Here is a 24,914-nt window from a genome sequence, read left to right on the forward strand (position 1 = left end):
GAGCACCATCGACAGGAAGGACCCCCCGGCATGCCAGAGGGAGACTGTAGGCCGCACGACACACCAGCGCGCACCCGGGCCCTGGACACGGTGACCGAGGCCGAAGTGGAGGCGCTGGTCCGTGGCATCTGCTTCAAGACCGGGCCGCCTCGCACCACCGGTGTCGAACTGGAATGGCTCGTCCACGAACCGGGCCTGCCGCACAAGACCGTTCCCACCGCCCGCCTCGAAGCGGCCTACGCCGCACTGCGGGCCCTGCCCCTGCACTCGCTCATCACCGTCGAACCCGGCGGCCAGCTGGAGCTCAGCTCGCTTCCCGCCCCGTCCCTGATGGAGTGCATCTCGGCCATGCGGGCCGATCTCCGCGTCGTCCGCGACGCGTTACATTCCCACCAGCTCACCCTCAGCGGCTTCGGCGCCGACCCGTGGCGGCCACCGGCCAGGATCCTGCACGAGCCGCGCTACGACGCCATGGAGTCCTGCTTCGACCGGGCGGGCCCCTCCGGCCGCCGCATGATGTGCTCGACCGCGTCCGTGCAGATCTGCCTGGACGCCGGGCACGAGGAGCCGGGACCGCTCGGCTACGCGCGGCGCTGGCGCCTCGCGCATCTGCTCGGGCCCGTCCTGGTCGCGGCGTTCGCCAACTCCCCGCTGCAGGACGGCCGCGGCACCGGCTGGCGCTCCACCCGGCAGGCCATCTGGGCGGGCATCGCCCCCGGCAGGTCGGGGGCGCCGCCGCTCGACGGCGAGCCCCGTGAGACCTGGACCCGGCACGCGCTCGACGCCCCCGTCATGTGCGTCAGAGACCTCGACGACAGCGCCGGGCAGACCGCCTGGCCCGTGCCGGACGGCCTCACCTTCCGTGCCTGGACCCGCTCGAAGGCGCCGAGAGCGCCCACCCGCGAGGACCTGGACTACCACCTGACCACGCTGTTCCCGCCGGTGCGCCCGCGCGGCCACCTGGAGCTGCGCATGGTCGACGCGCAGCCGGGCGAGGACGGCTGGATCGTGCCGCTCGCCGTCACCGCCGCGCTGTTCGACGACCCGGAGGCCGCGGAGACCGCCTACCGCGCGGTCAAGCCGCTCGCGGAGCGGGCCGGTCCGCCCGGCTCGCCCGCCGCGCCGCAGAGCCCGCTCTGGCTGGACGCGGCGCGGCACGGCCCGGCCGACGCCGAGCTGCGCGAGGCCGCCGTCGCCTGCTTCGCCGCGGCGGCCGACGCGCTGCCCCGGATGGGCGTGAGCACGGACGTCCGGGACGCCGTCGTCACCTACGGCGCCCAGTACGTGGCGCGCGGGCGCTGCCCCGCGGACGACCTCCTGGACGCGCTGCGCCACGGCGGTGCGCCCGGCCCCCGCCCCCTTGACGACACACCTCACGGCTCACCTCACGACACACGTCACGACACACGTCACGACACACCCGGGAAGGACGCCCGCCGATGACAGGGCCCACCGCCGACCCCGAAGACCTGCGGCAGCGCGCGCACGCCGCGCTGCTCGCCGCCAGGGACCGCACCTCCCTCCTCACCACCTGTGTCGAGGACGCCGAACTCACCGCGCAGCACTCGCCGTTGATGTCGCCACTGGTTTGGGACCTGGCGCACATCGGCAACCAGGAAGAGCAGTGGCTGCTGCGCGCGGTCGCCGGGCGCGACGCCATGCGGCCCGAGATCGATCCGCTGTACGACGCCTTCGAGCACCCCCGCGCCGAGCGTCCCGCCCTGCCGCTGCTCGCACCCGCCGAGGCCCGCCACTACGCGGCCGAGGTGCGCGGGCGCGCGCTCGACGTCCTGGAGAAGACGCCGCTGCACGGCAGCCCGCTCACCGACGCGGGGTTCGCGTTCGGCATGATCGCGCAGCACGAGCAGCAGCACGACGAGACGATGCTGATCACGCACCAGCTGCGCGCGGGCCCGACGGCGCTCACCGCGCCCGACCCCGCACCGCTCGACGCGCCCTTCACCGGGCCCGCCGAAGTCCTGGTGCCCGGCGGCCCGTTCACCATGGGCACCTCGACCGAGCCCTGGGCCCTGGACAACGAACGACCGGCCCACCACCGTCTCGTACCGCCCTTCTTCATCGACACCACACCGGTGACGAACGCCGCCTATCTGCGCTTCATCGAGGACGGCGGCTACGACGAGATGCGCTGGTGGACACCGGCGGGCTGGGCGATGGTCCGTCAGAACCAGCTCACCGCACCGCTGTTCTGGCGCCACGAGGGCGGGCAGTGGCTGCGCAGGCACTTCGGGACGGTGGAGCAGGTGCCGCCCGACGAGCCGGTCCTGCACGTCAGCTGGTACGAGGCAGACGCCTTCGCGCGCTGGGCCGGGCGGCGGCTGCCCAGCGAGGAGGAGTGGGAGAAGGCCGCCAGGTACGACCCGGGCTCCGACCGCTCCATGCGCTACCCGTGGGGCGACGCGGACCCCACGCCCGAGCGGGCCAACCTGGGCCAGCGCCACCTTCGCCCCGCCCCCGCCGGAAGCTATCCGGCGGGCGAATCCCCGCTCGGCGTACGCCAGTTGATCGGTGACGTGTGGGAGTGGACGACCAGCGGCTTCCTGCCCTATCCGGGCTTCGCCGCGTTCCCCTACCGCGAGTACTCGGACGTGTTCTTCGGCGGCGACTACAAGGTGCTGCGCGGCGGCGCCTTCTCCGTCGACGCGGTGGCCTGCCGCGGCACGTTCCGCAACTGGGACCACCCGGTGCGGCGGCAGATCTTCGCCGGGTTCCGCACGGCGCGCGACGCCGCTCCCGCCGGGGCCGCCTGATGTGCCGTCACCTCGCCTTCCTCGGCCCGCCCGAGCCGCTCGGCAGTCTCCTCGTGGAGCCCGCGCACAGCCTGTACCGCCAGTCCTGGGAGCCCCGGCGCCAGCGGCACGGCACCGTCAACGCCGACGGGTTCGGCGTGGGCTGGTACGCCGAGGGAGACCCGGTGCCCGCCCGCTACCGCCGCGCCGGGCCGATCTGGGGCGACCAGTCGTTCGCCGACCTGTCCCGGGTGGTGCGCACCGGGGCACTGCTCGGCGCGGTGCGGGACGCGACCCTCGGGGGCGCGGACGGGGAGGCCGCGGCCGCCCCGTTCGCCTCGGGGCCCTGGCTGTTCAGCCACAACGGGGCGATCGCGGGCTGGCCGCGTTCCCTGGCGTCCCTCGCCGCCCGGCTGCCCGCCGCCGAACTACTCTCGATGGAGGCGCGCTGCGACTCCGCGCTGGTGTGGGCGCTCGTGCTGCACCGGCTGCGGGCCGGTGACGAGGAGGGCCAGGCCCTCGCGGACACCGTCATCGAGGTCGCCGACGCCGCCCCCGGATCGCGCCTCAACCTCCTCCTCACCAACGGCGACACAGTCGCCGCGACCGCCTGGGGCGACACCCTCTGGTACCTCGCGGAGCCCGACCGCCGCACCGTCGTCGCCTCCGAGCCCTACGACGACGATCCGCACTGGCGCGAGGTGCCCGACCGCACCCTGCTCGCCGCAAGCCGCACCGACGTACTGCTGACCCCGCTCAAGGAGCCCACCGCGTGAGCCCGTTCCTGCTGACCCGGACCCTTCCCGAGGACGCCACCGACGCCGCGCTGCGCGCCGACGTGCTGCACGGCCTCAGCCGCACCCCCAAGACGCTGCCGCCCAAGTGGTTCTACGACGCGCGCGGCAGCGCCCTCTTCGAGGAGATCACCACCCTGCCCGAGTACTACCCGACGCGCGCCGAGCGCGAGATCCTGGTCACCCGCGCCGCGGAGATCGCGGAGATCACCGGCGCGCGGACGCTGATCGAACTGGGCTCGGGCTCCTCGGAGAAGACCCGTCACCTCATCGACGCCATGGCCACCCTGGACACCTACGTCCCCGTGGACGTCAGCGAGAGCGCGCTGACCGGCGCCGCGAACGCGCTCCTCGCCCAGCGCCCCTCGCTCTCCGTGCACGCGCTGATCGCCGACTTCACCCGCGGGCTCGCGCTGCCCGGCACGCCCGGGCCGCGCCTGGTCGCCTTCCTCGGCGGCACGATCGGCAACCTGCTGCCCACGGAGCGCGCGGCGTTCCTCGCCTCCGTGCGCGGACTCCTCTCCCCCGGCGACATGCTGCTGCTCGGCACGGACCTGGTGAAGGACGAGTCGGTGCTCGTCTCCGCCTACGACGACGGGGCCGGGGTGACCGCCGCCTTCAACAAGAACGTCCTCACGGTGATGAACCGCGAGCTGGAGGCCGACTTCGACCCCGCGGCCTTCCAGCACGTGGCCGTCTGGGACCGCGAGCACGAGTGGATCGAGATGCGGCTGCGCGCGCGGGCCGACCAGACGGTGAAGATCCCCACGCTCGGCCTCGCGGTCGACTTCACCGCGGGCGAGGAACTCCGCACGGAGATCTCGGCGAAGTTCAGGGAGGACGGCGTACGCTCCGAACTCGCCGCCGCGGAGCTGAAGCTGAGCCACTGGTGGACGGACGAGAGAGGGCGCTTCGCGCTGTCGCTCAGTACGGCCGCGTAGGTCAGGACCCGGCTCAGCTCACGGACCCGCCACGTCCAGGACGTCGGTGATCCGGCCCGACGCCCTGCGCGCCTCGGTCGCCGGGTCGCCGCCGTTCAGGACCTTGGTCATATAGCCCTTGATGGGGTTCTTCGCCTCGACCCCGGCCCAGCGGGGCGAATTGGGGGTCGCGCGGCCGTTCGCCGCACCGACCGCCATCGCGGCGCTGCCCTCGTCGCCCGCGACCGCGGGGGCCAGCTTCGCCTTGTTCGGTACGTAGTTCATGGTCCGGGCCAGATCGGTCTGCCACTTCTTGCCCGCCAGGGCCTCGATGACCTTGACGGCTCCCTTGTGGTCGTCGCCGCGCTCGGGCACGACGAGGTCGGAGCCACCGGTGAAGACCGCGCCCGGCTTGCCCGCCGTCTTGCCGGGGATGGGGAAGTAGCCCAGCTTGCCCTTCAGCTCGGGGTTCTTCTCCTCGATGGCCCGCGCCGCGCCCGGCACGGCGATGATCTGCGCGACGCCGCCCTTCGCGAACACCCCGGACTGCGCCGGATGTTCCTCGTCGGCGTCGCGCGGCCCCTGCCCGAGCGCCTGCAACTGCCGGTAGAACTCCATGCCGCGCAGCGCGGCGGGCGCGTGGAGCGTGCCCTTCCAGGACCCGCGGGTCTCCTTGGCGAGGTCGCCGCCCTCGTCCCAGATGAACCCGGAGAGGGTGTACCAGTCCTGGCCCGCGAGGTAGATGCCCTGGCTGCCGCCGGTGTTGAGCTTCTCGGTGTCCGCGAGCCACTGCGCGCGCGTGCGCGGCGGGCTCTTGATGCCCGCCTCGGCGAACAGGTCCTTGTGGTAGATCACGACGCGGTTCGCGGCGTACCAGGGGATGCCGTACTGCGCGTTGTCGAAGCGTCCCGGCTCGGCGAGGCCCGGCAGCCAGTCGTCCATGCCGAGGTCGCGCGCGGACTCCAGCGTGAGGTCGTACAGGCCGCCCTCGTCGACGTACTGCGCGACCTGGGTGTTGCCGACCTCGATGACATCGGGTCCATCACCGCTGTCGTCCTTGAGCGCCTTCTTCACCTTGGCGCCGATGCCGGTCCATTCCTGGACGCGTACGTCCAGGTCGATGTCGTCGTGCTGCTTCTCGAAATCCTCGGTGAACCGATCGACGAATTCCGGTGACGCGCTGCCCTTCATCAGCCAGAGGGTGACGGTCCTGCGCCCGTCCTTCCCCGGCAGCAGCCCGCATCCGGCGAGCAGGGTCGAGGAGGCGACGACGAGGACGAGCGCGCGGACGTGGACGCGGGGCGTGCTGGGGCGGCGGCGGGGCTTCACGTGGGTCACTTTCTGCCTGCGGACAGGGAAGGGCGGGCCCGACGCGGGGGGTGAGCACGAAACTCGAACGGGTATGGCTGGATTTTGGTCTGTACCAATGAGTCGGTCAAGGGGTGTGTGCCATCTCGCGTGTCCGCGCGGACTGGGGCACGGTGGAGTGGCGGCATTCCTTGGCGTCACTCCGACGTCACTCCGACGTCAACTCACGGCCGGGAGGCATCTCCTCATGTCGGATCACACGTATCGCGTCACCGAGATCGTCGGCACCTCGCAGGAGGGGGTCGACCAGGCCATCCGCAATGGGATCGCGCGGGCCTCGCAGAACCTTCGGTCGCTGGACTGGTTCGAGGTCACGCAGGTGCGGGGGCATATTGAGGACGGGGAGATTCAGCACTATCAGGTGGGGCTGAAGGTTGGGTTCCGCTTGGAGGAATAGGTGGTGCGTGCGGGGGCCGGGGCGGGTGTCGTCGTTCGGCGCGGGTGCGTCGGGGGTTCGCGCAGTTCCCCGCGCCCCTGAAGACGATCGTTCACCGCGGGTGCGTCGTGGTTCTCGCGCAGTTCCCCGCGCCCCCTAAAAGCGTCCCCTCACCGCGGGCGCGTCGTGGTTGCTCGCGCCGTTCTCCGCGCCCCCAAAAGCGTCCCCTCACCGCGGGACCGTCGTGGTTGCTCGCGCAGTTCCCCGCGCCCCCAAAAGCGGCCCTTCGCCGCGCCCCTGAAGGCTGTCCTCAGGTTCTGCCCTCCTGTTCCTGGGCCTTCTTCAGGGTTTCCGATGTGGTTGCCCAGTCGGCTCTTACGACCCTGAAGCCCGCGCGCTCCGCCTCGGCGCAGACCAGTTCGTCGTCGTCCACCAGCATGTGGATCTCTCGCTTGCGGGCGAGGTCGCGGAGGGTTTCCAGTTTGGTGCGGCGGGCCGGGCGGCGGTCGTCGTTGCGGCGCATCCAGATGCGGCCCTTCGGCAGGCCCTGGCGGGTCAGCCACTCCTCGGTGTCGGTGCGGCAGCGTTCGGGGCGGCCCGTCAGGTAGACGACCTCGTACTCCGCCGCGCTCCGCAGGGCGAGCTCGACGCCCCGCGCCAGGGGCGGGTCCTGGGGAGCCGCCGCGAAGAACGCGTTCCAGTCGCGCGGCGTGCGCTCCAGGAAGCGCTGGCGGTGCGCGGTATCCGCGAGCGTTCCGTCGAGGTCGAACACGGCCAGGGGTGCCAGGGGTGCCAGGGGTGCCACGGGTGCCACGGGTGTCGGTCGTCTGTTGTTGTTCTGAGTCACCTCGTCAGCGTAGGCAACGCGGGGTGGGGAATGCGGGCGCCGCCCACGCGTTGACACCAGCGTGAGCTCAGTGATCGCGGGAACCCGCTTCTCCGTCCTCGACCGTTCGCGCACCCGCCAGGGGCACGAAGGGCCATCGGCGCTGCGCGACACCGTGCGGCTCGCCCAGGAGGTCGAGGCGCTCGGATACGACAGGTTCTGGGTCTCGGAGCACCACGGGGTGCCCGGCGTCGCGGGCTCCGCGCCCACCGTCCTCGCGGCGGCCGTCGCGGGGGCCACCAGCACCATCCGGGTGGGCACCGGCGGCGTGATGCTGCCCAATCACCAGTCGCTCGTGGTCGCCGAGCAGTTCGGGGTCCTCGAATCGCTCTTCCCCGGCCGGATCGACATGGGTCTCGGGCGGTCCGTCGGCTTCACGGACGGGGTGCGCAAGGCGCTGGGCAGGGACAAGCACGACGCGGACGACTTCGCGGCGCGGCTGACCGAGCTGCTCGGCTGGTTCCGCGGCACGTCGGAGACCGGGGTGCGGGCCAGGCCCGCCGAGGGGCTCACCGTCCCGCCGTTCGTGCTGGCCATCGGCGAGGGCGCCCGCATCGCCGCGGAGGCGGGGCTTCCGCTGGTCATCGGGGACCTCAGGGGCCGCGAGAAGATGCTGCGCGGCATCGACGAGTACCGCGCGTCCTTCCGGCCCTCGTCGTGGTCCACGGAGCCGTACGTGGTGATCTCGGGGACCGTCGCCGTCGCGGAGACCGAGGAAGCGGCCCGTCGCCTCCTGGTGCCCGAGGCCTGGTCGATGGCGTACTCCCGCACGCACGGTACGTTCCCGCCGCTGCCGCCCGCCGAGCGGGTCGCCGAGCTGGCCATGACGGAGAAGGAGCGCGGCTTCTACGAGTCGGGGCTGCGCGGCCATGTGTACGGCACGGAGGAGCAGGTCGCCGACGAACTCGGGACGGTGATCAAGGAGAGCGGCGCTCAGGAGGTGCTCGTGACGACCAGTACGTACGACCGTGCGGGCCTCCTGGACTCCTTCCGGCGCCTTGCCCGCGTGGCCGGTCTGACGCCCGCCGGGACCCCATGAGGTCCCGTCCGCGCCACCCGCAGGGATCGGCCCTGCCGGTGGCGCGGACGGGCGCGGCGCTCCCCTGGGCTCGGGGGACGGATCCAGCAGGAGCACCGCGGTCTCAGGTGGTGGCGAGCGCCTCGGTCGGGGGCAGCCTGGCCGCCCGTACGGCCGGGTAGAAGCCCGCGAGGCCGCCGATGACCAGGGTGGCCCCGACGCCGCCCGCCATCGCCCAGACCGGCACGACGGACGGCCAGCCCTGGTACGCGGCGTAGCCGCCGGTGACGCCGATGCCGAGGAAGACGCCGCCGAGTCCGCCGAGGGCTGAGAGGAGCAGCGCCTCGGCCAGGAACTGGGTGCGTATCTGGCCCCGGGTGGCGCCGAGCGAGCGGCGCAGGCCGATCTCCGAGCGGCGTTCGAGTACGGAGATCACCATCGTGTTGGCGACGCCGACGCCGCCCACGAGCAGGGCCACTCCGCCGAGCCCGAGCAGCAGTCCGCTGAGGGTGTCGTCGGTGGCCTGCTTGGCGGCCAGCGCGTCCGAGGGCCTGGAGACCTCGACCTCGCTGGGCGTCTCGGGGTTGGCGGTGGCGCCGAGCACGGACTGCACGTCGCCGACGGAGGACTCCTCGGCGCGGGTGTAGATCGTGGTCGGGTAGCCGTCGAAGCCCAGGTCGTTCTCGGCGACGGACCAGCCGACCAGGGCGGTGGAGTCGAGTGCGGGGATCAGCTCGTTGGGGGCGAGCAGTCCGACGACGGTGAACCACTGCCCGTCGAGCCACACCTTGACGTCGGCGCCCGCCCGGTGCACGCCAAGCTGTTCGGCGGCCTTGGGGCCGAGCACCACGGCCGGATAGCGGCTGTTGGCGGCGTTCAGCCAGCGGCCGTCGACGATCGAAGCGCCGACCGACTTGGGCAGGTCGGTGCGGGCGGCGGCCACCGTGAGCCCGCCGGTCTCCTGCTTGGGCGTGTAGTTGTTGCGGTAGACCTTCGCGTCCGTCCTGCCGATGGCGGAGACCGATTCGACGTGGTCGACGTTGCCGATCATCTGCACCGATTCGGCGGGCAGATGGGCGCCGTCGCCGTTGAACGAGGTGCCCGGGGTCACGGTGAGCAGGTTGGTGCCGAGCGACGCGAGCCGTCGGCTGAGGTCCTCCGAGGAGGAGGTGGAGATGCCGACCACGCCGACCATGGCGGCGATGCCGATCGCGATGCCGAGTGCGGAGAGGAACACCCGCATGGGGCGCGAGCGCAGCCCGGAACCGCCGACCCGCAGCACGTCGGCCGGGCTCATCCGGGCGGGCTTCGGCCGCCGGGGCGGTGGCGTCGGATCCGCCGCGGGCTCCAGCTCCTTGGTCGCGTTCACCGTGCTCATCGCAGCGCCCCCTCGGGGACCAGAGCCGTGGAGTGCCCCGCGGCCGCCTCTCCGGAGTCGTGCTCGATCCGGCCGTCCTTGACCCGCACCTCGCGGGGCAGGGTCGCGGCGATGTCCCGGTCGTGGGTGATGACCACCACGGTCGTACCCGCCTCGTGCAGTTCGTGCAGGAGCTCGATGACGACGGCGCCCGACCGCGAGTCGAGCGCGCCCGTCGGTTCGTCGGCGAGCAGCAGCGGCGGGTCGCCGAGGACCGCGCGGGCGATGGCCACCCGCTGCTTCTCGCCGCCGGAGAGCTGGTGCGGCTCGTGGTAGAGCCGGTGTCCGAGGCCCACCCTGCGCAGCGCCCGCTCGGCGAGGCGCCGCCGTTCGCCGCGCGATCGGCCGCTGTAGAGCAGCCCGTCCGCGACGCTGTCCAACGCCGGTACGCCGAACGCCAGATGGAACTGCTGGAAGACGAAGCCGATGGTGCCTGCCCGCAGCGCGGACAGTTCGCGGTCGCTCAGGTCGGCGACGTCGTGCCCGTCGACGCGCACCATGCCCGCCGACGGGCGGTCCAGGGTGCCCATGATGTTGAGCATCGTGGACTTGCCCGACCCCGAAGGGCCGACGATGGCGAGGAGTTCACCGCGCCGGATGACCAGGTCCGCGCCGCGCAGCGCGGCCACGTCGCCGTACGTCTTGGAGACTCCCGCCAGCTCGACGACCGGCCGGTCGGCGGGTGTTCCCGGTGTCTGCGAGGTCACTTGGGAACCCCCACGACGCTGCCTTCCTTGATGCCGGTGCCCGACACCTCGACCTTGCTGTCGGCGAACATGCCGAGCTTGACCGGGACGAGCTTCGTGCCGTCCGCCGTGACGACCTCCACGGCGTAGCCGCCGCCGCGCTTGGCGACCAGGGCGTTGACGGGGACCACGAGGACGTCCTTGTGGGACTCGGCCTTGAGCGTGACGTTGACGGCGGCCGCCTGGTAGCGGCCGAGGCCCTTCTGGTCCTTCACCGTCAGCTCGACGGGCAGGGTGACCTGGTTGTTGTTGCTGTTGCTGCTGTTGTTGTCGCCGCTGCTGCCGGAACTTCCGGAGTCACCGGAGCTGCCCTGCGCGGTGGTGGGCGTTCCGATGTCGGTCACCTCGGCCTCGACGGTGGAGTTGTCCGGCAGCTTCACGGTCGCCTTGGTGCCCTTCTGCACCAGGTCCTCGAACTGCACGTCCAGGTCGACGCTGACGATCCGTGAGGTGCCGGTCCAGGTGAGCAGGTTGCCACTGAGGGCGGCGCCGGTGGAGGTCTTGATGTCGGCGACGCGCCGGGCGCCGTCGGCCACCAGGGCGTCCCCGGGCTTGACCGTGCCGGTCTCCGTGCGGTTCAGGTCGTCCTGCCACTGCTTGACGGCGGCGGCCGTGTCGGAGGTGTAGGTGTCGTCGACCGTGAAGCCGGTGTAGCCGAGGGCGCGGAGGTTCTTCTCCAGCATCTTGACGTCGGCGCCCTTGGTGCCGTCCGCCAGGGTGCGGTAGAGCGGGAACGAGCCGTAGAGCAGTGGGACTTGTTGCTGGTCGACACGGTAGACGGGGTCGCCGCGCCGGATGACCTTGCCCGCCTCCGGCAGCCAGGTGATCGTGCCCGTGCTCGTGCCGGCGCCGGACGCGCCGCCCTGCCCGCTCTGCCCGTTCTGCCCGCTCTGGCCGCTCTGGCCGCTCTGGCCCGCGCCCGTGTCGCCGGACGCCGCGGCGGGGGCCTGCACGGTCGAGGCGTCGCCGAAGCCGAGGTTGCCGTCCACGGTCTCGGAGTCGGTCAGCGTGGTCCGCTGCACCTTGGCCGTGGCGGGCGGCCCGGAGGGCGCGGCGTTCGACGAGCCGCCGCTGTCGCCGCCGAGCGATCCGGTGGCGGCGATACCGGCCGCCGCGGCCACGGCTATCGCGGCCAGCACGATCAGCGAGGTGCGCAGCGGGCGGCGCCTGCGGCCGCCGCCGGACGCCTCTTCGCCGCTTTCCCCGTCGTCTCCGGCACCGCCCGCGGCGAGCTCGGGCACGGCCCCTTCGGAGCGTTCGACGGCGGCGGTCCCGTCCCGGTGTTCGGCGGCGGATCCGTCCCGGCGTTCCGCGACGCTGCCTTCGGAGCGCTTCGCGAGCGCCCCTTCGGGCCGTTCGCCGTTGCCCGACGTGGTGAGCACGCCGGTCCGCCCGCTCGCCAGCTCGCCGGAGCCGTGCCGTTCGACGGCGCCCGCGGAGTCACCGCGGCCCGGCAGGGGCTCGGTCTCGTCCGGATTCGTCACTGGGGGCCTCCTCCGCCACCGAACTGCACCGCGCCGCCGGGGTACTTGCTCTGGCACTTCTGCATGGCCTCGCGGAACTTCGGGTCACCGGGGTCGACGCCCGCGCCCATGATGTCGATGACCATGCTGGAGCCGTTGACCTCCGGGTCCGGGAACTTCGGCACCCCGTTCGAACGGATGCACTTGGCCCAGGCCGCGACCTTGGCCGAGTCGAGGGTGCCACCGCCGCCCCCGCCACCGCCGCCGCCCGGGCCCTGGCCCTGCGGGGCCTTGTCCTGGCAGGCCTTGGCCGCGTCCTTGAACGCCTTGGAGTTCGGGTCGACGCCGTCGTCCGGGCTGAGCCGGAGGCCGCCGCCGTTGGGCTGCGGGTCCGGGAACTTGGGGACTCCGTTGGCCCGCATGCACTCGGAGTACGCCAGTGCGCGGTCGGCCGGAGCCGAGCTCTTGCTGGACGACGCGGCCGATGAATCGCCCGAGCACGCCGTCAGCAGGGATCCTGCGAAAAGAGCCGATACCGCCAGGAGCGACTGTGCGACGGCTCGCTTGTGTGTGAGGAACATGAGCCCAAGTTCTACGCAGCGGGCGGTCACACGGCGGGCACAGAAGCGGGCGTCCACACAGTGCTCTGACGGGGTTGCCTTCCGGCCCGGGGCAGGCCGAACTGCCGCGTGCCGACGGCAGCGCGGCAGTTCCGCTTCCCTGCGGGATCCGGCGCTCCGGCGCCGGATCCCGCCCCCTCAGCGCCCGGCCCGCTCCGGGCTCCCCCGCGCCTTCGTCCCGCGCCACTCGATGAGCCGCAGCTCCTCCTCGCGCGTGCAGTCGATGCGCTTCATGGCGGCCTTCAGGAGCGGCGGGGCCATCACGGAGGTGACCACCGCGACCAGGACGACGATCGTGTACGTCCTGGTGTCGAGGATGCCGAGCCGCAGCCCGACCATGGCCACGATCACCTCGATGACGCCCCTGGCGTTCATCCCCGCGCCGAGCGCGAGCGCCTCCCAGCGGCTCAGCCTGCTCAGCCGCGCGCCGATGTAGGCGCCCGCGAACTTCCCGGCGATCGCGATCGCGAGCACGATCAGGGCGGCCCCGAGCACCACGGGCTCCGCAAGGGCCCGCAGGTCGATCCGCAGCCCCGCCGTGGCGAAGAAGACGGGGGCGAGGACCGCGAGGACGACCATGCGCAGCGACGCCGTACGGGAGCGGTCGAACTCCCCGCTGGAGCCGATGAGCATCCCACAGAGGTACGCGCCGAACACCGCTTCGAGGCCGAGGGCCTGGGTGCCCGCCGCCGCGAGGACGATCATCGCCGCGGCCGCGGAGACCGTCCGCTCCTCCGAGCCCTTGCAGAGCCGCAGGGCGCGCCGCACGAGCGGGCGGCCGAGCAGCACCGCGAGGACCAGGACGAGCAGCAGGGAGCCGATGGCGTGCCCGAACACCCCCGCGCTCAGCCCGCCCACGGTCATCGCCGAGACGACGGAGAGCATGAACCAGCCGAAGGTGTCGTCGATCATGCCCGCGGCGAGGGTCAGCTGGCCGACGTCGCGGTGCATGAGGTTCATGTCCATCAGCGTCTTGGCGATGACCGGAATGGCGCTCACGCACATCGCCACGCCCAGGAAGAGCGCGAACATCTGCCGGTCGGCGGCGTCGATCCCGAGCATCCGGGCCAGCGGGTGACCGAGGCCGATGCCGAGCGCCAGCGGCACCAGGAGCCCGGCGAGGCTGACGCGCGCCGCGGTGGCCCCCCTGCGGCGGATCATCCGCAGGTCCATCTCGATCCCGGTGAGCCCGACGAGGAGCAGCACCGCGAGCTGCCCGACGGCGTCCAGGAGATGGACCTGGGCCGGGTCCGCGGGCAGCAGCCAGGCGGTGACGCCCGGCGCGAGCCAGCCGAAGAGCGAGGGGCCGAGCAGCACCCCGGCGCCCAGCTCGCCGACGATCGCGGGGAGTCCGCAGCGGATGGCCAGTCTGCCCAGGAGGATGGCGAGCAGCAGCAGGAGGCCGACCTGGAGCAGGAAGACAAGGAGCGGGTGCGCCGCGATCGGCGCGACGGGGGCGGCCGCGAACACGTGATCCGTCGTCGCCGTGGCGCCCGTCCACACTCCGGGGATCCCCACCGGCCTCACCCCTCCCGTTCCCTGACCCGGAAGTCACCGGCGGCCGCCGGGACTCCCGGCGACCATTCGCCGTATCTGCGGAAGCCGTAGAGCAGGGCGCTCTCGCGCTCGAAGCGGCCGAAGCGCTCGACGGCGCGCACCCTCCCCACGACGATCACGTGGTCGCCCGAGGGGTGGGTGCGCGCGACGGTGCACTCGGCGACGGCGTGCGCGGCCTCGATCAGCGCGGGGCTGCGGGTGTGCCCGGCGGGCCGCCAGGCGACCTTGTCGAAGCGGTCGGGCGCGCCCGACGCGAACAGCGCGGCGACCCAGTCGGCCTCGCCGTGCAGCAGGTTCACCGCGAACGCCCCGCTGGCGAGCACCGCGCGCAGCGTGGGGCTCTCCGTGCGCAGACACGTCAGGAGCGTCGGCGGGTCCACGCTGAGGCTGCACAGCGACGAGCACGTCATGCCCCAGGGCGCGGAGCCGCCGTCCCTGGCCGTCACCACCGAGACTCCGGTGGGGAACGACGCCATCATCTCGCGGAATTCGGCGTCCATCCCTCTGGTCACACCCCCTCGCGCATCCGGCGGAAGTACTCGTTCTGCGTGGGCAGCGTCCGCACCAAGTGGCGTGCCTTGTCCCGCACCGCCTGGAACTCGGCGAGCGCGTCCTTCTCGTCGATCAGGTCGAGCGCGGGCGAGGGCCTCACGTCGATGCCGCCGGTGCCGAGCAGGACGCAGTTGTACGAGTAGGGCGGCAGGCCGTGGTAGCGCGGGTAGACGGTGCCCGCGTCGGGGACCTTGCTCTCCCACTGCTCCAGGCGTTCGGCCAGCGAGTCCGGCACGGTGCGGATCTTGGTGTCGCGCCAGTACTGGTTGTCGGCGCGCTTGGCTCCCCGGTAGTGCAGGACGAGGAACTCCCGTACGCCGTCCATGACGTTCATCAGCGCGCTGTTGTACTGCTCGCGCAGCGACCGTTCCCAGTCGGCCGCCGGGTAGTACTTGACCAGCTGCTCGATCGCGTAGTGGATGAAGAAGATCCCGGTGGACTCCAGCGGCTCGACGAAGCCGCTGGACAGGCCGATGGCCACGCAGTTGTTGACCCAGGAGCGGCGGCTGCGGCCGATGCGCATCTTGATGTGGTTGGCGGGCACGTCGGCCGCGGCGGGTCCGACGAACTCGCGCAGGGTGCGCTCGGCCTCCTCGGGGTCGATGTAGTCGCCGGAGTAGACGTAGCCGGTGCCGATGCGGCTGATCAGCGGGATGGTCCAGATCCAGCCCGCGTCCTGCGCGGTGGCCGTGGTGCACGGCCGCAGCGGGTCCTTGTCCATGTCCATGGGGACCTGGAGGGCGACCGCGCTGTCGTTGGGCAGGGTGTCCTGGTAGGACACGAAGGGCTCTTCGAGCGCCTTGTTGAGGAGCAGCCCGCGAAATCCCGTGCAGTCGACGAAGAGGTCCCCGGCGAGGCGGCCGTGTTCGGCGGTGTCCACGTGCGACAGCCAGCCGCGCTCGTCGCGGCCGACGTCCACCACGTTGTCGACCACGTGCCGCACGCCGCGGTCCGTGGCGTACTTCGTCAGGTACTTGGCGAGCAGGTGCGCCTCGAAGTGGTAGGCGTAGGGGAATTGGGCCCCCTGGTACTCGGCGATCGTGTTCGGCAGGTCGTCGGATTCGACGAACTCCTGCTCCAGGAGCCGGTTGTCGAGGTAGCGCGGGTTGCGGTTGGCGTCGATCAGCGAGGCCATCACGAAGCAGTCCGTGTCGAACCGCTTGCTGGTGGGGTAGCGCAGCCACCAGTCGGTCAGCGGGAAGCCCTTGACCGACTTCAGCTGTTCGAAGGGGTGGTAGAAGTGGTGGCCCGGCTCGCGCCAGTTCTCGAAGCGGACCGCGAGTTTGTACGTGGCGTTGCAGGCGGGCATCCAGTCCCGTTCGGCGAGGCCGAGGAACTCGAAGAAGTGCCTGATGTCGCTGAACGTGGCCTCGCCGACGCCGATGGTCCCGACGTCGGCCGACTCCACGAGTGTGATCTTGACGCGGTTGCCGAAGGCCGCCGTCAGATACGCGGCGGTCATCCAGCCCGCCGTGCCGCCGCCGACGATGACGACGTCGCGCACGGCGGAGGCCGTCCCGTTCGAAGACGTGCCGTTCGACGCCGGGTCGTATCCCGTTGTGCTGTTGGTCGCCGGTCCGTTCATGATGTCCCCACCCCTGTCTCCCTGTTGAGCACGTGATCTCCTCGGTGGTGCGCGCCCTCTTGTCTCACCAGGCCACCGGCAGGCTTTCCACGCCGTACGCGGTGGACCTGACCCGGAACGCCACGTCCCGCGCGGGTTCCGCGATGCGCAGCGCCGGGAAGCGGCGCAGCAGCGCCGCGAAGGCGATCCGCAGTTCCTGCCTGGCGAGGGCGGCGCCCAGGCAGTGGTGGATGCCGTGGCCGAAGGCGACGTGGGCGACCGGCTCGCGCGTGAGGTCGAGGCGGTCGGGCAGCGCGGTGAGCGCCGGGTCGCGGTTGGCCATCGGGATCGAGCAGACGACGGTGTCCCCCGCCGCGATGTGCCGGCCCGCGACGGTGACGTCCTCCAGGGCGGTACGGGGCGTGGGCGCGTGTGGCACGGACAGATAGCGGAGCAGTTCGTCGACCGCCCGGTCCAGTTCCCCCGGGTCGCGGCGCAGGGCCGCGAGCTGCCCGGGGTTCGTGAGCAGGGCCAGCGTGCCGAGGCCGATCATGCCCGAGATGTTGTCGAGCCCCGCGAGCATCAACAGGACGCAGACGCCGCGCAGTTCCTTGTCGGTGAACTCCTCGCCGTGGTCGCGCACGAGCATGCCGATGAAGCCCTCGTCGGGGTCGGCGCGCTGGTGTGCCACGAGGGCTTCGAGGTAGCGGGTGAACGCGCTGCCCGCGGCCGCCCGCCGCTGCCTGCCCTGTCCCGCGGCGAGGTGCGTGTGGCAGCGGCGCAGGAAGTCGGTGCGGTCGTCGCGGGGCACCCCGATCAGTTCGCACAGGACGGCGCCCGCGATCGGCGAGGCGAACTCCGCCACCAGGTCGGCCGGTGGCCCCGCGCGCTCGATGAGGTCGAGGCGCTCGGCGACCAGGGCCTCGACGCGCGGTTCGAGCCTGCGGATGCGCCGGTGGGTGAACTCCGGGGTGAGCATCTTCCGCAGCCGGGTGTGGTCGGGCGGGTCGTAGTCCATGAGCTGCCCGATGGCCTCGTCGGGCCGGTAGCCGTCGGCGTCCTGGGCCCGCGAGCCGACGCGGCGGCGGGTGGAGAAGCGGACGTGGTCGCCGAGGACCTGGCGCACCTCGTGATAGCCCGTCACCAGCCAGGCGGTGCCGCCTTCGGGTACCTCGCCGAGCATGCTGACGGGCTGGCCTTCGGTGGCTCGGCGCAACTCGTCGGCCGGATCGAGACCCGTGCGGCGGGTGTACAGCGGGATCGTCCCGCGCTCCTGTGCCATGTCGTCCCCTACCAGGCCACGGGCAGTGTCTCGACGCCGTAGATGCCGGTCGGCGCCTTGTAACGGAGTTCCTCCGGGGGCACGGCGAGGCGCAGTGCGGGGAAGCGGTGCAGGAGCGCGGGCAGCGCGATCCGCAGCGTCAGCCTGGCGAGCGGCGCACCGAGGCAGTGGTGGATGCCGTGCCCGTAGGCGACATGACTGGTGTCCTCGCGCGTGAGGTCGAGGTCGTCCGTCGGCGCTCCCGGGCACCGGGCGCGGTTGGCGGCGAACAGCGAACAGATCACGACGTCACCGGCCTTGATCAGTTGTCCGGCGAGGGTCACGTCCTCCAGGGCGGTGCGCGGCGACGCGGCGGTGACCGAGGTGTACCGGGTCAGCTCCTCCACCGCGTTCTCGGTCAGCTCGGGACGCTCCCGGAACCGGGCGAGCTGGTCGGGGTGGCGAAGGAGCGCGAGGATCGAGAGGCCGAGGGTGCCGCCGACGTTCAGGACGGAGGGCGCCAGGAGGGTGGCGACGGTGCCCGCCAGTTCGTCGTCGGTCAGCTCCGTCCCGTACTCCTTGATCAGCGCGCTGATCAGGTCGTCGCCGGGGCGGCGGCGCTTTCGTTTGATGAACTTGCCCATGTACGCCATGTAGGCCTTGCCCGCCGCCATCCGCCGCTCCCGGGAGTGGACGTCCGTGCGGCTGATGTCGAGGTTGCGGGCGAGTTCGGCGTGGTCGTCGCGGGGGATGTCGAAGAGGAGACAGCCGACCAGGCTCGGGATGGGCGCGGCGAAGTGCCGGATGAGGTCGGCGGGCTGCCCAGCCCTTTCCAGGGCGTCCAGGTGGTCCGCAACGATCTCCTCGATCATCGGCTCCAGCCTGCGCATCCGCCGCCCGGTGAACTCCGGCGTCTGCATCTTGCGGAGCCTGGTGTGGTCGGGCGGGTCGTACTGGAGCAGGTTGCCGGGCTGGACGAGCCGCCGGGAGTCGGTGTCGGTGTCGGCGGGCGGCAGGGAGCTGAAGCGGTCCGCGTCGCCGAGGACCGCCCGCACCACGTCGTTGCCGACGGCGAGCCAGGTGCGCTCCGAGGTGCCGGGGACGTCGAACTCGACGAGCGGCGTGTCCCTGCTCATCAGGGCCAGTTCGGGGACGGGGTCCATCCCGTCGCGTTGTTCGTGCAGCGGTATCTGGGACGGCTTGGGCATGGCGGACTCACTTCCCCCTGGTGCGCGCGGCGGCCGCGGCGCGGAGCTTGTCGGCGACGACGCGCCCGATGTGCGCGGCGGCCGCGGGCTGGAACAGGTCGTAGTGGCCCGCGTCGACGTCGTGCGTCTCGATGGCGCCCGCGATGTAGGGCTCCCAGGTGGCGGCGGCCGCCTCGGTCGGGAGTTCGGCGGGCCGGTCCCCGGTGGCGATGAAGAGCAGCAGGTCGCCGCCGTAGCGGGGCGGCGTGTGGTCCGGCGCGAAACCGGCCGCGTTGCGGATCACCCGCTGCATCTTCTTCAGGAGTTCGCCGCCCACGCCCATCCGGACGGCGTCGATGTCTCCCGGCATCGCCCGGTCGGTCTGGTCCTGTCCGCCCGGTGCCGGGCGGCCTTCCGCACCGGCCGCCGGGGGCTCGCCGTCTGCGGACACGACCCTGCCGACGTTGCCGGGGTAGGCGTCGAGCACCGCGAGCAGCGCCACTTCTTCGCCCTGTTCCTCCAGGCGGGCGGCGATGGCCTGGGCGATCAGACCGCCGAGCGAGGAACCGAGCAGGTGGTAGGGGCCGGTGGGCTGGACGGACCTGATCTGCTCCAGGTAGTCCACCACCATGTCCTCGACGCTCGTGGGCATCGGTTCCGGGGCACCGAGCCCGCGGGCCTGGAGTCCGTAGACGGGCTGGTCCTGCGGCAGGTGGCGCAGCAGGTTGCCGTAGCTCCAGCTGAGCCCCATGGCCGGGTGGACGCAGAACAGCGGTGGGCGACTGCCTGCCTTCCGCAGCGGGAGCAGGACCGCGAGGTCGCCGTGGCCACCGCCGGTGCGGCGCGGCGCGCCCGTCGCCAGCCGGTCCCGGTCGGCGGCGGCGTCCCGCAGGGTGAGCAGGCCGGTGGCGGTGCGCCTGGCCCGTTCGCCGGTGCGCAGCATCCGTTCGCCCTCGCTCCCGAAGGGGCAGGCGACGAACCGTTCGCCGGTCGGCGCGGGACTGGCCGCGTAGCCGCGGGCCAGTGCGGTTCCCGCGAGGTAGAGGTCGCCGACCACGCCCGGCGGGACCGGGCGCAGGAAGTCGTCGAGGACGAAGGCGCGCAGGCCCGCGACGGGTGTTCCGGAGGAGGGCGCCGTCGGTGCGGGTTCTCCGGCCGGGGTGCGGTGGTCGAGCCAGGGGCCCACGGTCTCCGCGGGGCCGTGGCCGTTCACCTGCGCGGCGTCGCGCCCGGTGCCGAGCCGGACCGTGCCGCCCGCACAGAGCGCGGCGAGCAGCGGCGTGGTCAGGGCGGCGACGGGGGCGCGGTCGTCCAGGAGCACTTCGCCTCCCGCCGTGGTGGCGGGTGTGCGGTACGCCGTGTGGTGGGCGAGCGCCCGGTGTTCGATCACCGTGGCGCCGCTCCGCGCGGTCGCGGGCAGGACGAGCGCCGCGTGGCCGGGCCGTGGCGCCCTGCCGGAGCCCAGGGGCCCCGCCGTCTGCCCGGTCGGCGCGGGGGCGTCGGCGCGCAGCACCGGGGCGCCCGCGTCGACGGGCAGTCGGGCGGCGGTCTCCGAGGTGCAGATCAGCGCGGCTGCCCTGCCCTTGCGGCCGAGCGCCCCGATGGCGTCCAGGGGCCGTTCGGGGGCGGCGGGCAGGCAGGCGGCGCCGCAGGCGAGCACGCCAAGCAGCGCGGCGGCGAGCCCGCCGGACGGCGGCAGCGCCACGACGACGACGTCCTCGGGCCCCGCGCCGACCGCGGTCAGGCGGCGCTCGAACGCCCCGGCCGCCGTGGCCAGTTCGGCGTAGGTGAGGGCGCCGCTCCGGTCGGTGACGGCCACGGCGTCGGGGGTGCGGGCGGCGCGCTCGGCGACGAGCTCGACCACGGTGTGCTCCGGGATCCGCTCGGCCGTGGCGTTGCCCGCCGTCGCGATGATCTCGCGCAGCTCGTCGTCCCCGAGGAGTACGTCGATGTCGCCGATGCGGGACTCGGGCGCCTCGGCGACCTGTTCGAGGACGCGGACCAGGCGCTGGGCGAGCGCGGTGGCGGTGGCCCGGTCGAAGAGCTCGGTGGCGTAGCGCAGCCGCCCCTCGATGCCGGCCGGGGTGCCGTCGGCCCTGTGGCGTTCGGTGAGGCCGAACGTCAGGTCGAGTTCGGTGGTCTGTGCCCCGGTGTCGATGCGGGTGGTGTGCAGGCCGGGCAGTTCGGAGGGGTCCCACTCCTCGGTGCCGTCGTCGCGCACGTCGAGCACCACCTGGAACACGGGGTGGCGGGCCGCCGACGGGGGCGGCGCCAGGGCGTCCACCAGGTGGGCGAAGGGCACTTCCTCGTGCCGCCTGGCCTCGCGCCCCGCCTCGGTCACCCGGTCGAGCAGCTCCATGAAGGTGGGGTTGCCCGAGGTGTCCGTACGCAGCACCAGCGGACCGGCGAAGGGGCCGATCACGCCCTCCAGGTCGCCTTCGTTGTCGCGGCGCGGCAGCACGGCGGCGAGCAGGATGTCGTGGCCCGCGCCGAGCCGGGTGAGCAGCAGCGCGAGGGCGGCGTGCAGCACCGCGAAGGCGGGTGCCCCCGTGGGTTCGGCGGCCTCGGTCAGCCGTTGGTGGGTGTCGGCGTCCACGCTCAGCTCCACGGAGTCGGCGCGGTGGGACGCGAGCGCGGGACGCTCGCGGTCGACGGGCAGCTCGATCTCGGGTGCCGCGTCGGCCAGGGCGTCCTTCCAGTAGGCGAGTTCCTCGCCGATGAGGCTGTCGGGTTCCCGCGCGCTCTTGAGGAGTTCGCGCTCCCACAGGGCGTAGTCGGTGAACTGCAGCGGCAGCGGCGCCCGTTGTGGTGCGCGGCCGTCGCGGCGTGCGCCGTAGGCCGCGCCCAGGTCGCGTACGAGGATGTCGAGTGACGGGTCGTCCGCGGCGATCCGGTGGACGACGAGCAGCAGCACGTGCTCGCTCGCCGAGAGCGTGAACAGGTGCTGGGTCCACGGGAGTTCACGGGAGAGGTCGAAGGCGCGGACCGAATGGGCGGTGAGCAGGTCGGGCAGCTCCGCCTCGGTGGCAGTCCGCTCGGTCGGCACCGGGCGGGCGGCATCGGTGTCCAGGACGCGCTGGTGCAGGTCGTCGCTGCGGGTGCCGCCGAAGGTGGTGCGCAGGATGTCGTGCCGGGCCGCGACGTCCGCGAGCGCGGCCCGCAGCGCGTCCCGGTCGAGCTCGCCGCGCAGGCGCAGCGCGACGGAGGCCTGGTGGGCGGCGGTGTCGCCGTTGAGCCGGTCGAGGAGCCAGGTGCGCGACTGGCCCGCGGATACCGGCACTTCGTCCGGGCGGTCGTCGACGGGCTCCAGGACGGGGCGTGCCTTGGCGGTCAGCATGCGGGCCACGCCCATCGGCGTCGATTCGCCGAAGAGCCGCCGCATGCTCAGCTCGACGCCGAACTCCTCGCGGACCCGCGCCACGAGGCGCATCGCCAGGCCGGAGTCACCCCCGAGGTCAAAGAAGTTGTCGTCGACGCCGACCCGTTCGAGGCCGAGGATCTCGGCGAACAGCGCGCACAGGGCCGTCTCGGTCTCGCCCTGCGGCGCCCGGTCGGAGACCCGCTCTGCGAAGTCGGGGGCGGGCAGCGCCCGGTGGTCCACCTTGCCGTTGCGGGTGAGGGGCAGCGCGTCGAGGACCGTCACCGCGGACGGCACCATGTACGCGGGCAGGAGCCCCGCGGCGTGCTCGCGGATCTCGCCCAGGTCCGCCTTCTGTCCGTCCCGCTCGTCGGGGACGATGTAGGCGATCAGGCGCTTGTCGCCGGGACGGTCCTCCCTGGCCACGACGGCGGCCTGGGAGACCGCGGGGTGGGCGGTGAGGACGGCCTCGACCTCGCCCGGTTCGATCCGCAGGCCGCGGATCTTGACCTGGGCGTCGGCGCGGCCCGCGAACAGCAGCTCGCCCTCCGGGGTCCAGCGCGCCAGGTCGCCCGAGCGGTACATGCGGGTGCCGTCGGCGAAGGGGCAGGCCACGAAGCGTTCGGCGGTCATGCCGGGCCGCCCGGTGTAGCCGCGGGCGACTCCCGCGCCCGCCACGTACACCTCACCGGTCATGCCCGCGGGCACCGGCCTCAGGAACCCGTCCAGGACGTAGACCGAGGTGTTGCCGAGCGGACGGCCGATCGAAGGAGCCTGCTCCGAGGGGGAGTTGCTCTCGGCGAGCGGGATGGCGGTGGCGATGACGGTGGCCTCGGTGGGGCCGTAGGTGTTGCACACGCGGGCCCGTTCGGTCCAGCGGCCCGCCAGGTCCGCGGTGAGGCGTTCGGCGCCGAGCACCCAGTTGCGTACGCCGGGGACGTCGGCCGGGTCGAGGAGGCCGAGCAGCGAGGGGACGACGCTCGCGGTGGTGACCCCGGCCGTTTCGATCATTCGCGCGAGGGCGGCCTGGTCGGTGCGTTCGTCCTCGGTGGCGATGGCGAGGGTGCCGCCCGCGGCGAGGGTGGTGGCGACGTCGAGGATGGCCGCGTCGAAGCTGAAGGAGGCGAACTGCAGAGCGACGACGCCTTCATCCATGGCGAGGAAGGGCCGCATGGCCTCGGCGAGGTTCACCACGCCGCGGTGCGGGACCGCCACGCCCTTGGGGCGTCCGGTCGACCCCGACGTGTAGATGACGTACGCGAGTTGGTCCGGCTCGGTGAGTACGGTCGGCGGCGTCGCCGGTTCGGCGGCGATGGCCTGCTCGGCCTCGTCGACGGCGACCACGCGTGCCGTGCCTGCCGCCACCGGGGCGAGGGTGCTCTTCGTGCCGAGCACGACGTCGGCGCCGCTGTCGCCGATCAGGTGGCCGATCCGGTCGACAGGGTGGCCCGGGTCGAGCGGGACGAACGCTCCCCCGGCCTTCCACACGGCGAGCAGCGCCACCACCATGCCGGTCCCGCGCGGCAGGCACAGCCCCACGCGGGTCTCGCGGCGCACGCCGAGACCTGTCAGATGGTGGGCCAACTGGTTGGCCCGGCGGTCGAGTTCGCCGTACGAGAGCGTCTCGGATCCGCACCGTACGGCGAGGGCGTCCGGCGCCCACCTGGCCCGCTCGTCGAAGGCGTCCACCCAGGTGCCGGGCGGCACGGCGCGGACGGTGTCGTTCCACTGGTCGACGACGGTGGTCCGCTCGTGCGGCGCCAGGACGTCGATGTCACCGATGCGGGCCGTCGGGTCGGCCACCAGCTGCTCGATGACCCGCACCACCCGGTCGAAGATCGAGCGTGCGGTGTCGCGGTCGAACAGGTCGGGGCGGTAGTCCAGTTTGCAGCGCATCCGCTCGCCGGGAGTGACGACCAGGGTGAGCGGGTAGTGCGAGGCGTCGCGCGACATGCCCGAAGGACGCATCGTCAGCGCGTCGGCGCCGGGGTCGCCGCCCGGCGGGTGCGGGAAGGACTCGTACAGGACCAGCGTGTCGAAGACCGCGCCGGGTCCCGCGAGCTTCTGGATCTCCAGGATTCCTACGTGCTGGTGGCCGATCAGCGCCGTCTGCCGCTCCTGGAGCCGGGTCAGCAGGTCGGCCACGGACTCCGCGCCGTCGAGGCGTACGCGCACCGGGAGCGTGTTGATGAGCAGCCCCACCATGGCTTCCACGCCCGGCAGTTCGGCGGGGCGGCCCGCCGTGGTGCTGCCGAACACCACGTCGGTGCGGCCCGCGAGACGCGCGAGGACGAGCGCCCACGCACCCTGGATCACGGTGTTCGCCGTCAGACCCTTGCTACGGGCCAGCGCCGTCACACCTCGCGAGAGGTCCTCCGGCAGATCGGCGATCACGTGCTCGGGGAACTCGGGGATCCGGGTCGGGTCGGCGGGCACCACGAGCGTCGGCTCGTCGGCGCCTTCCAGCTCCGTGCGCCAGGCGGCGCGCGCCGCCTCCTTGTCCTGCCGGGCCACCCAGGCGACGTAGTCCCCGTACGAGGCGGCCCTCTTCAGCCCGGAGGCGTCGCCGCCCGCCGCGTACACGGCGGAGAGTTCACCGAGCAGGACCGGCATCGACCAGCCGTCGAGGAGGATGTGGTGCAGCGTCATGACCAGGTGGTGCCGGTCGTCGCCGGTCCTGATCAGGAGCAGTCGCAGCAGGGGCGCCACCGCCAGGTCGAAGCGCCGGGCGAGCTCGCCCTCGGCGAGGTGCCGGATCTCCTCCCGCGCCTCGCCCTCCGCGAGACCCGAGACGTCCGCCTCGCTCCACGGCAGTGTCACATCACGCACCACGACCTGCACCATCTGCGCCCCGCTCACCGGGCGGAAGCAGGCCCGCAGCGCCGCGTGCCTGGCCACCAGGGCCTGCCACGACGTACGCAACCTGGCCGCGTCGAGCGGTCCTTCGATGTCGAGCGCGGACTGCACGGTGTAGACGTCGGGCCCCTGGTCGGCGAGGCCCGCGTGGAACAGCAGCCCCTCCTGCAGCGGTGAAAGCGGCCACACGTCCTCGACAAGGGATCGGGTCATCGCTCCTT

The 24,914-nt window shown here is 72.7% G+C and carries 18 protein-coding genes; 6 read left to right on the forward strand and 12 right to left on the reverse strand.

The genetic code is table 11. From position 1 onward, the window contains the following. Positions 1 to 30: 30 nt before the first annotated feature. The 4 genes from egtA to egtD are packed head-to-tail and all read left to right on the forward strand — an operon-like array spanning position 31 to position 4,485. The gene (gene egtA / locus CP970_RS02760) at positions 31 to 1,443 is read left to right on the forward strand and encodes an ergothioneine biosynthesis glutamate--cysteine ligase EgtA (protein ID WP_079043877.1); all 1,413 of its coding nucleotides are present in this window, start codon (positions 31 to 33) and stop codon (positions 1,441 to 1,443) included. Beyond that, complete coding sequence (gene egtB, locus CP970_RS02765; RefSeq protein WP_055553396.1) at positions 1,440 to 2,771, forward strand: ergothioneine biosynthesis protein EgtB; 1,332 nt, start codon at positions 1,440 to 1,442, stop codon at positions 2,769 to 2,771. The genes egtA and egtB overlap by 4 nt, the downstream gene beginning before the upstream one ends. Next, on the forward strand, positions 2,771 to 3,526 hold the full coding sequence (egtC, locus tag CP970_RS02770) for an ergothioneine biosynthesis protein EgtC (RefSeq protein WP_055553397.1): 756 nt from the start codon (positions 2,771 to 2,773) through the stop codon (positions 3,524 to 3,526). Before egtB ends, egtC begins: the two co-directional genes overlap by 1 nt. Continuing rightward, entirely contained in the window at positions 3,523 to 4,485 is a 963-nt protein-coding gene (egtD, locus tag CP970_RS02775; RefSeq protein WP_055553399.1) for an L-histidine N(alpha)-methyltransferase, read from the forward strand. The genes egtC and egtD overlap by 4 nt, the downstream gene beginning before the upstream one ends. 18 nt (positions 4,486 to 4,503) lie before the next feature. Here egtD and CP970_RS02780 read toward each other — a convergent pair whose 3' ends face one another. Further along, the gene (locus CP970_RS02780; RefSeq protein ID WP_079043878.1) at positions 4,504 to 5,802 is read right to left on the reverse strand and encodes an extracellular solute-binding protein; all 1,299 of its coding nucleotides are present in this window, start codon (positions 5,800 to 5,802) and stop codon (positions 4,504 to 4,506) included. Between the two features lie 217 nt (positions 5,803 to 6,019). Here CP970_RS02780 and CP970_RS02785 point away from each other — a divergent pair, with 217 nt between their 5' ends. After that, positions 6,020 to 6,229 carry a dodecin gene (locus CP970_RS02785; protein ID WP_055553404.1) on the forward strand — a complete coding sequence of 70 codons (210 nt, stop codon included), beginning with the start codon at positions 6,020 to 6,022 and terminating at the stop codon, positions 6,227 to 6,229. A gap of 289 nt (positions 6,230 to 6,518) precedes the next feature. On the opposite strand, the gene CP970_RS02790 is transcribed toward CP970_RS02785, so the two are convergent. Then, a complete protein-coding gene (locus CP970_RS02790; RefSeq protein WP_055553412.1) occupies positions 6,519 to 7,004 on the reverse strand; it encodes a phosphatase domain-containing protein in 486 nt (161 codons plus the stop codon). Between the two features lie 112 nt (positions 7,005 to 7,116). On the opposite strand from CP970_RS02790, the gene CP970_RS02795 reads away from it, so the two are divergent. Continuing rightward, positions 7,117 to 8,133, forward strand: a complete 1,017-nt coding sequence (locus CP970_RS02795) for an LLM class flavin-dependent oxidoreductase (protein WP_055553406.1) — start codon at positions 7,117 to 7,119, stop codon at positions 8,131 to 8,133. A 103-nt stretch (positions 8,134 to 8,236) separates the two neighbouring features. On the opposite strand, the gene CP970_RS02800 is transcribed toward CP970_RS02795, so the two are convergent. The 10 genes from CP970_RS02800 to CP970_RS02845 form a co-directional block, all read right to left on the reverse strand. Further along, the gene (locus CP970_RS02800; RefSeq protein ID WP_055553408.1) at positions 8,237 to 9,490 is read right to left on the reverse strand and encodes an ABC transporter permease; all 1,254 of its coding nucleotides are present in this window, start codon (positions 9,488 to 9,490) and stop codon (positions 8,237 to 8,239) included. Continuing rightward, on the reverse strand, positions 9,487 to 10,236 hold the full coding sequence (locus CP970_RS02805) for an ABC transporter ATP-binding protein (RefSeq protein WP_055553410.1): 750 nt from the start codon (positions 10,234 to 10,236) through the stop codon (positions 9,487 to 9,489). Before CP970_RS02805 ends, CP970_RS02800 begins: the two co-directional genes overlap by 4 nt. Further along, positions 10,233 to 11,759: a peptidoglycan-binding protein gene (locus CP970_RS02810; protein WP_224058182.1), complete on the reverse strand. Its 1,527-nt coding sequence runs from the start codon at positions 11,757 to 11,759 to the stop codon at positions 10,233 to 10,235. The genes CP970_RS02805 and CP970_RS02810 overlap by 4 nt, the downstream gene beginning before the upstream one ends. Further along, complete coding sequence (locus CP970_RS02815; RefSeq protein WP_150492913.1) at positions 11,756 to 12,319, reverse strand: hypothetical protein; 564 nt, start codon at positions 12,317 to 12,319, stop codon at positions 11,756 to 11,758. The genes CP970_RS02810 and CP970_RS02815 overlap by 4 nt, the downstream gene beginning before the upstream one ends. A gap of 177 nt (positions 12,320 to 12,496) precedes the next feature. Next, positions 12,497 to 13,876, reverse strand: coding sequence for a cation:proton antiporter (locus tag CP970_RS02820; protein ID WP_224058184.1), 1,380 nt, complete (start codon positions 13,874 to 13,876; stop codon positions 12,497 to 12,499). A gap of 5 nt (positions 13,877 to 13,881) precedes the next feature. Then, complete coding sequence (locus CP970_RS02825; RefSeq protein ID WP_055547939.1) at positions 13,882 to 14,415, reverse strand: flavin reductase family protein; 534 nt, start codon at positions 14,413 to 14,415, stop codon at positions 13,882 to 13,884. Between the two features lie 8 nt (positions 14,416 to 14,423). Beyond that, positions 14,424 to 16,052: a tryptophan halogenase family protein gene (locus CP970_RS02830; RefSeq protein ID WP_224058186.1), complete on the reverse strand. Its 1,629-nt coding sequence runs from the start codon at positions 16,050 to 16,052 to the stop codon at positions 14,424 to 14,426. A 64-nt stretch (positions 16,053 to 16,116) separates the two neighbouring features. Beyond that, positions 16,117 to 17,313 carry a cytochrome P450 gene (locus tag CP970_RS02835; RefSeq protein WP_055547941.1) on the reverse strand — a complete coding sequence of 399 codons (1,197 nt, stop codon included), beginning with the start codon at positions 17,311 to 17,313 and terminating at the stop codon, positions 16,117 to 16,119. Between the two features lie 8 nt (positions 17,314 to 17,321). Next, complete coding sequence (locus CP970_RS02840) at positions 17,322 to 18,500, reverse strand: cytochrome P450 (protein ID WP_055547942.1); 1,179 nt, start codon at positions 18,498 to 18,500, stop codon at positions 17,322 to 17,324. 7 nt (positions 18,501 to 18,507) lie between these two features. After that, positions 18,508 to 24,906: an amino acid adenylation domain-containing protein gene (locus CP970_RS02845; protein WP_224058188.1), complete on the reverse strand. Its 6,399-nt coding sequence runs from the start codon at positions 24,904 to 24,906 to the stop codon at positions 18,508 to 18,510. Between the last annotated feature and the right edge of the window lie 8 nt (positions 24,907 to 24,914).

It is taken from the genome of Streptomyces kanamyceticus (assembly GCF_008704495.1).
Lineage (GTDB): Bacteria > Actinomycetota > Actinomycetes > Streptomycetales > Streptomycetaceae > Streptomyces > Streptomyces kanamyceticus.

What these genes read in the sequence shown, in the direction of transcription:
- egtB (WP_055553396.1), top strand. Translation starts at nt 1,440, where the DNA reads ATGACAGGGCCCACCGCCGACCCCGAAGACCTGCGGCAGCGCGCGCAC.
- CP970_RS02825 (WP_055547939.1), bottom strand. Translation starts at nt 14,415, where the DNA reads ATGGACGCCGAATTCCGCGAGATGATGGCGTCGTTCCCCACCGGAGTC.
- CP970_RS02835 (WP_055547941.1), bottom strand. Translation starts at nt 17,313, where the DNA reads ATGGCACAGGAGCGCGGGACGATCCCGCTGTACACCCGCCGCACGGGT.
- CP970_RS02815 (WP_150492913.1), bottom strand. Translation starts at nt 12,319, where the DNA reads ATGTTCCTCACACACAAGCGAGCCGTCGCACAGTCGCTCCTGGCGGTA.
- CP970_RS02800 (WP_055553408.1), bottom strand. Translation starts at nt 9,490, where the DNA reads ATGAGCACGGTGAACGCGACCAAGGAGCTGGAGCCCGCGGCGGATCCG.
- CP970_RS02830 (WP_224058186.1), bottom strand. Translation starts at nt 16,052, where the DNA reads ATGAACGGACCGGCGACCAACAGCACAACGGGATACGACCCGGCGTCG.
- CP970_RS02845 (WP_224058188.1), bottom strand. Translation starts at nt 24,906, where the DNA reads ATGACCCGATCCCTTGTCGAGGACGTGTGGCCGCTTTCACCGCTGCAG.
- egtC (WP_055553397.1), top strand. Translation starts at nt 2,771, where the DNA reads ATGTGCCGTCACCTCGCCTTCCTCGGCCCGCCCGAGCCGCTCGGCAGT.
- CP970_RS02840 (WP_055547942.1), bottom strand. Translation starts at nt 18,500, where the DNA reads ATGCCCAAGCCGTCCCAGATACCGCTGCACGAACAACGCGACGGGATG.
- egtA (WP_079043877.1), top strand. Translation starts at nt 31, where the DNA reads ATGCCAGAGGGAGACTGTAGGCCGCACGACACACCAGCGCGCACCCGG.
- CP970_RS02785 (WP_055553404.1), top strand. Translation starts at nt 6,020, where the DNA reads ATGTCGGATCACACGTATCGCGTCACCGAGATCGTCGGCACCTCGCAG.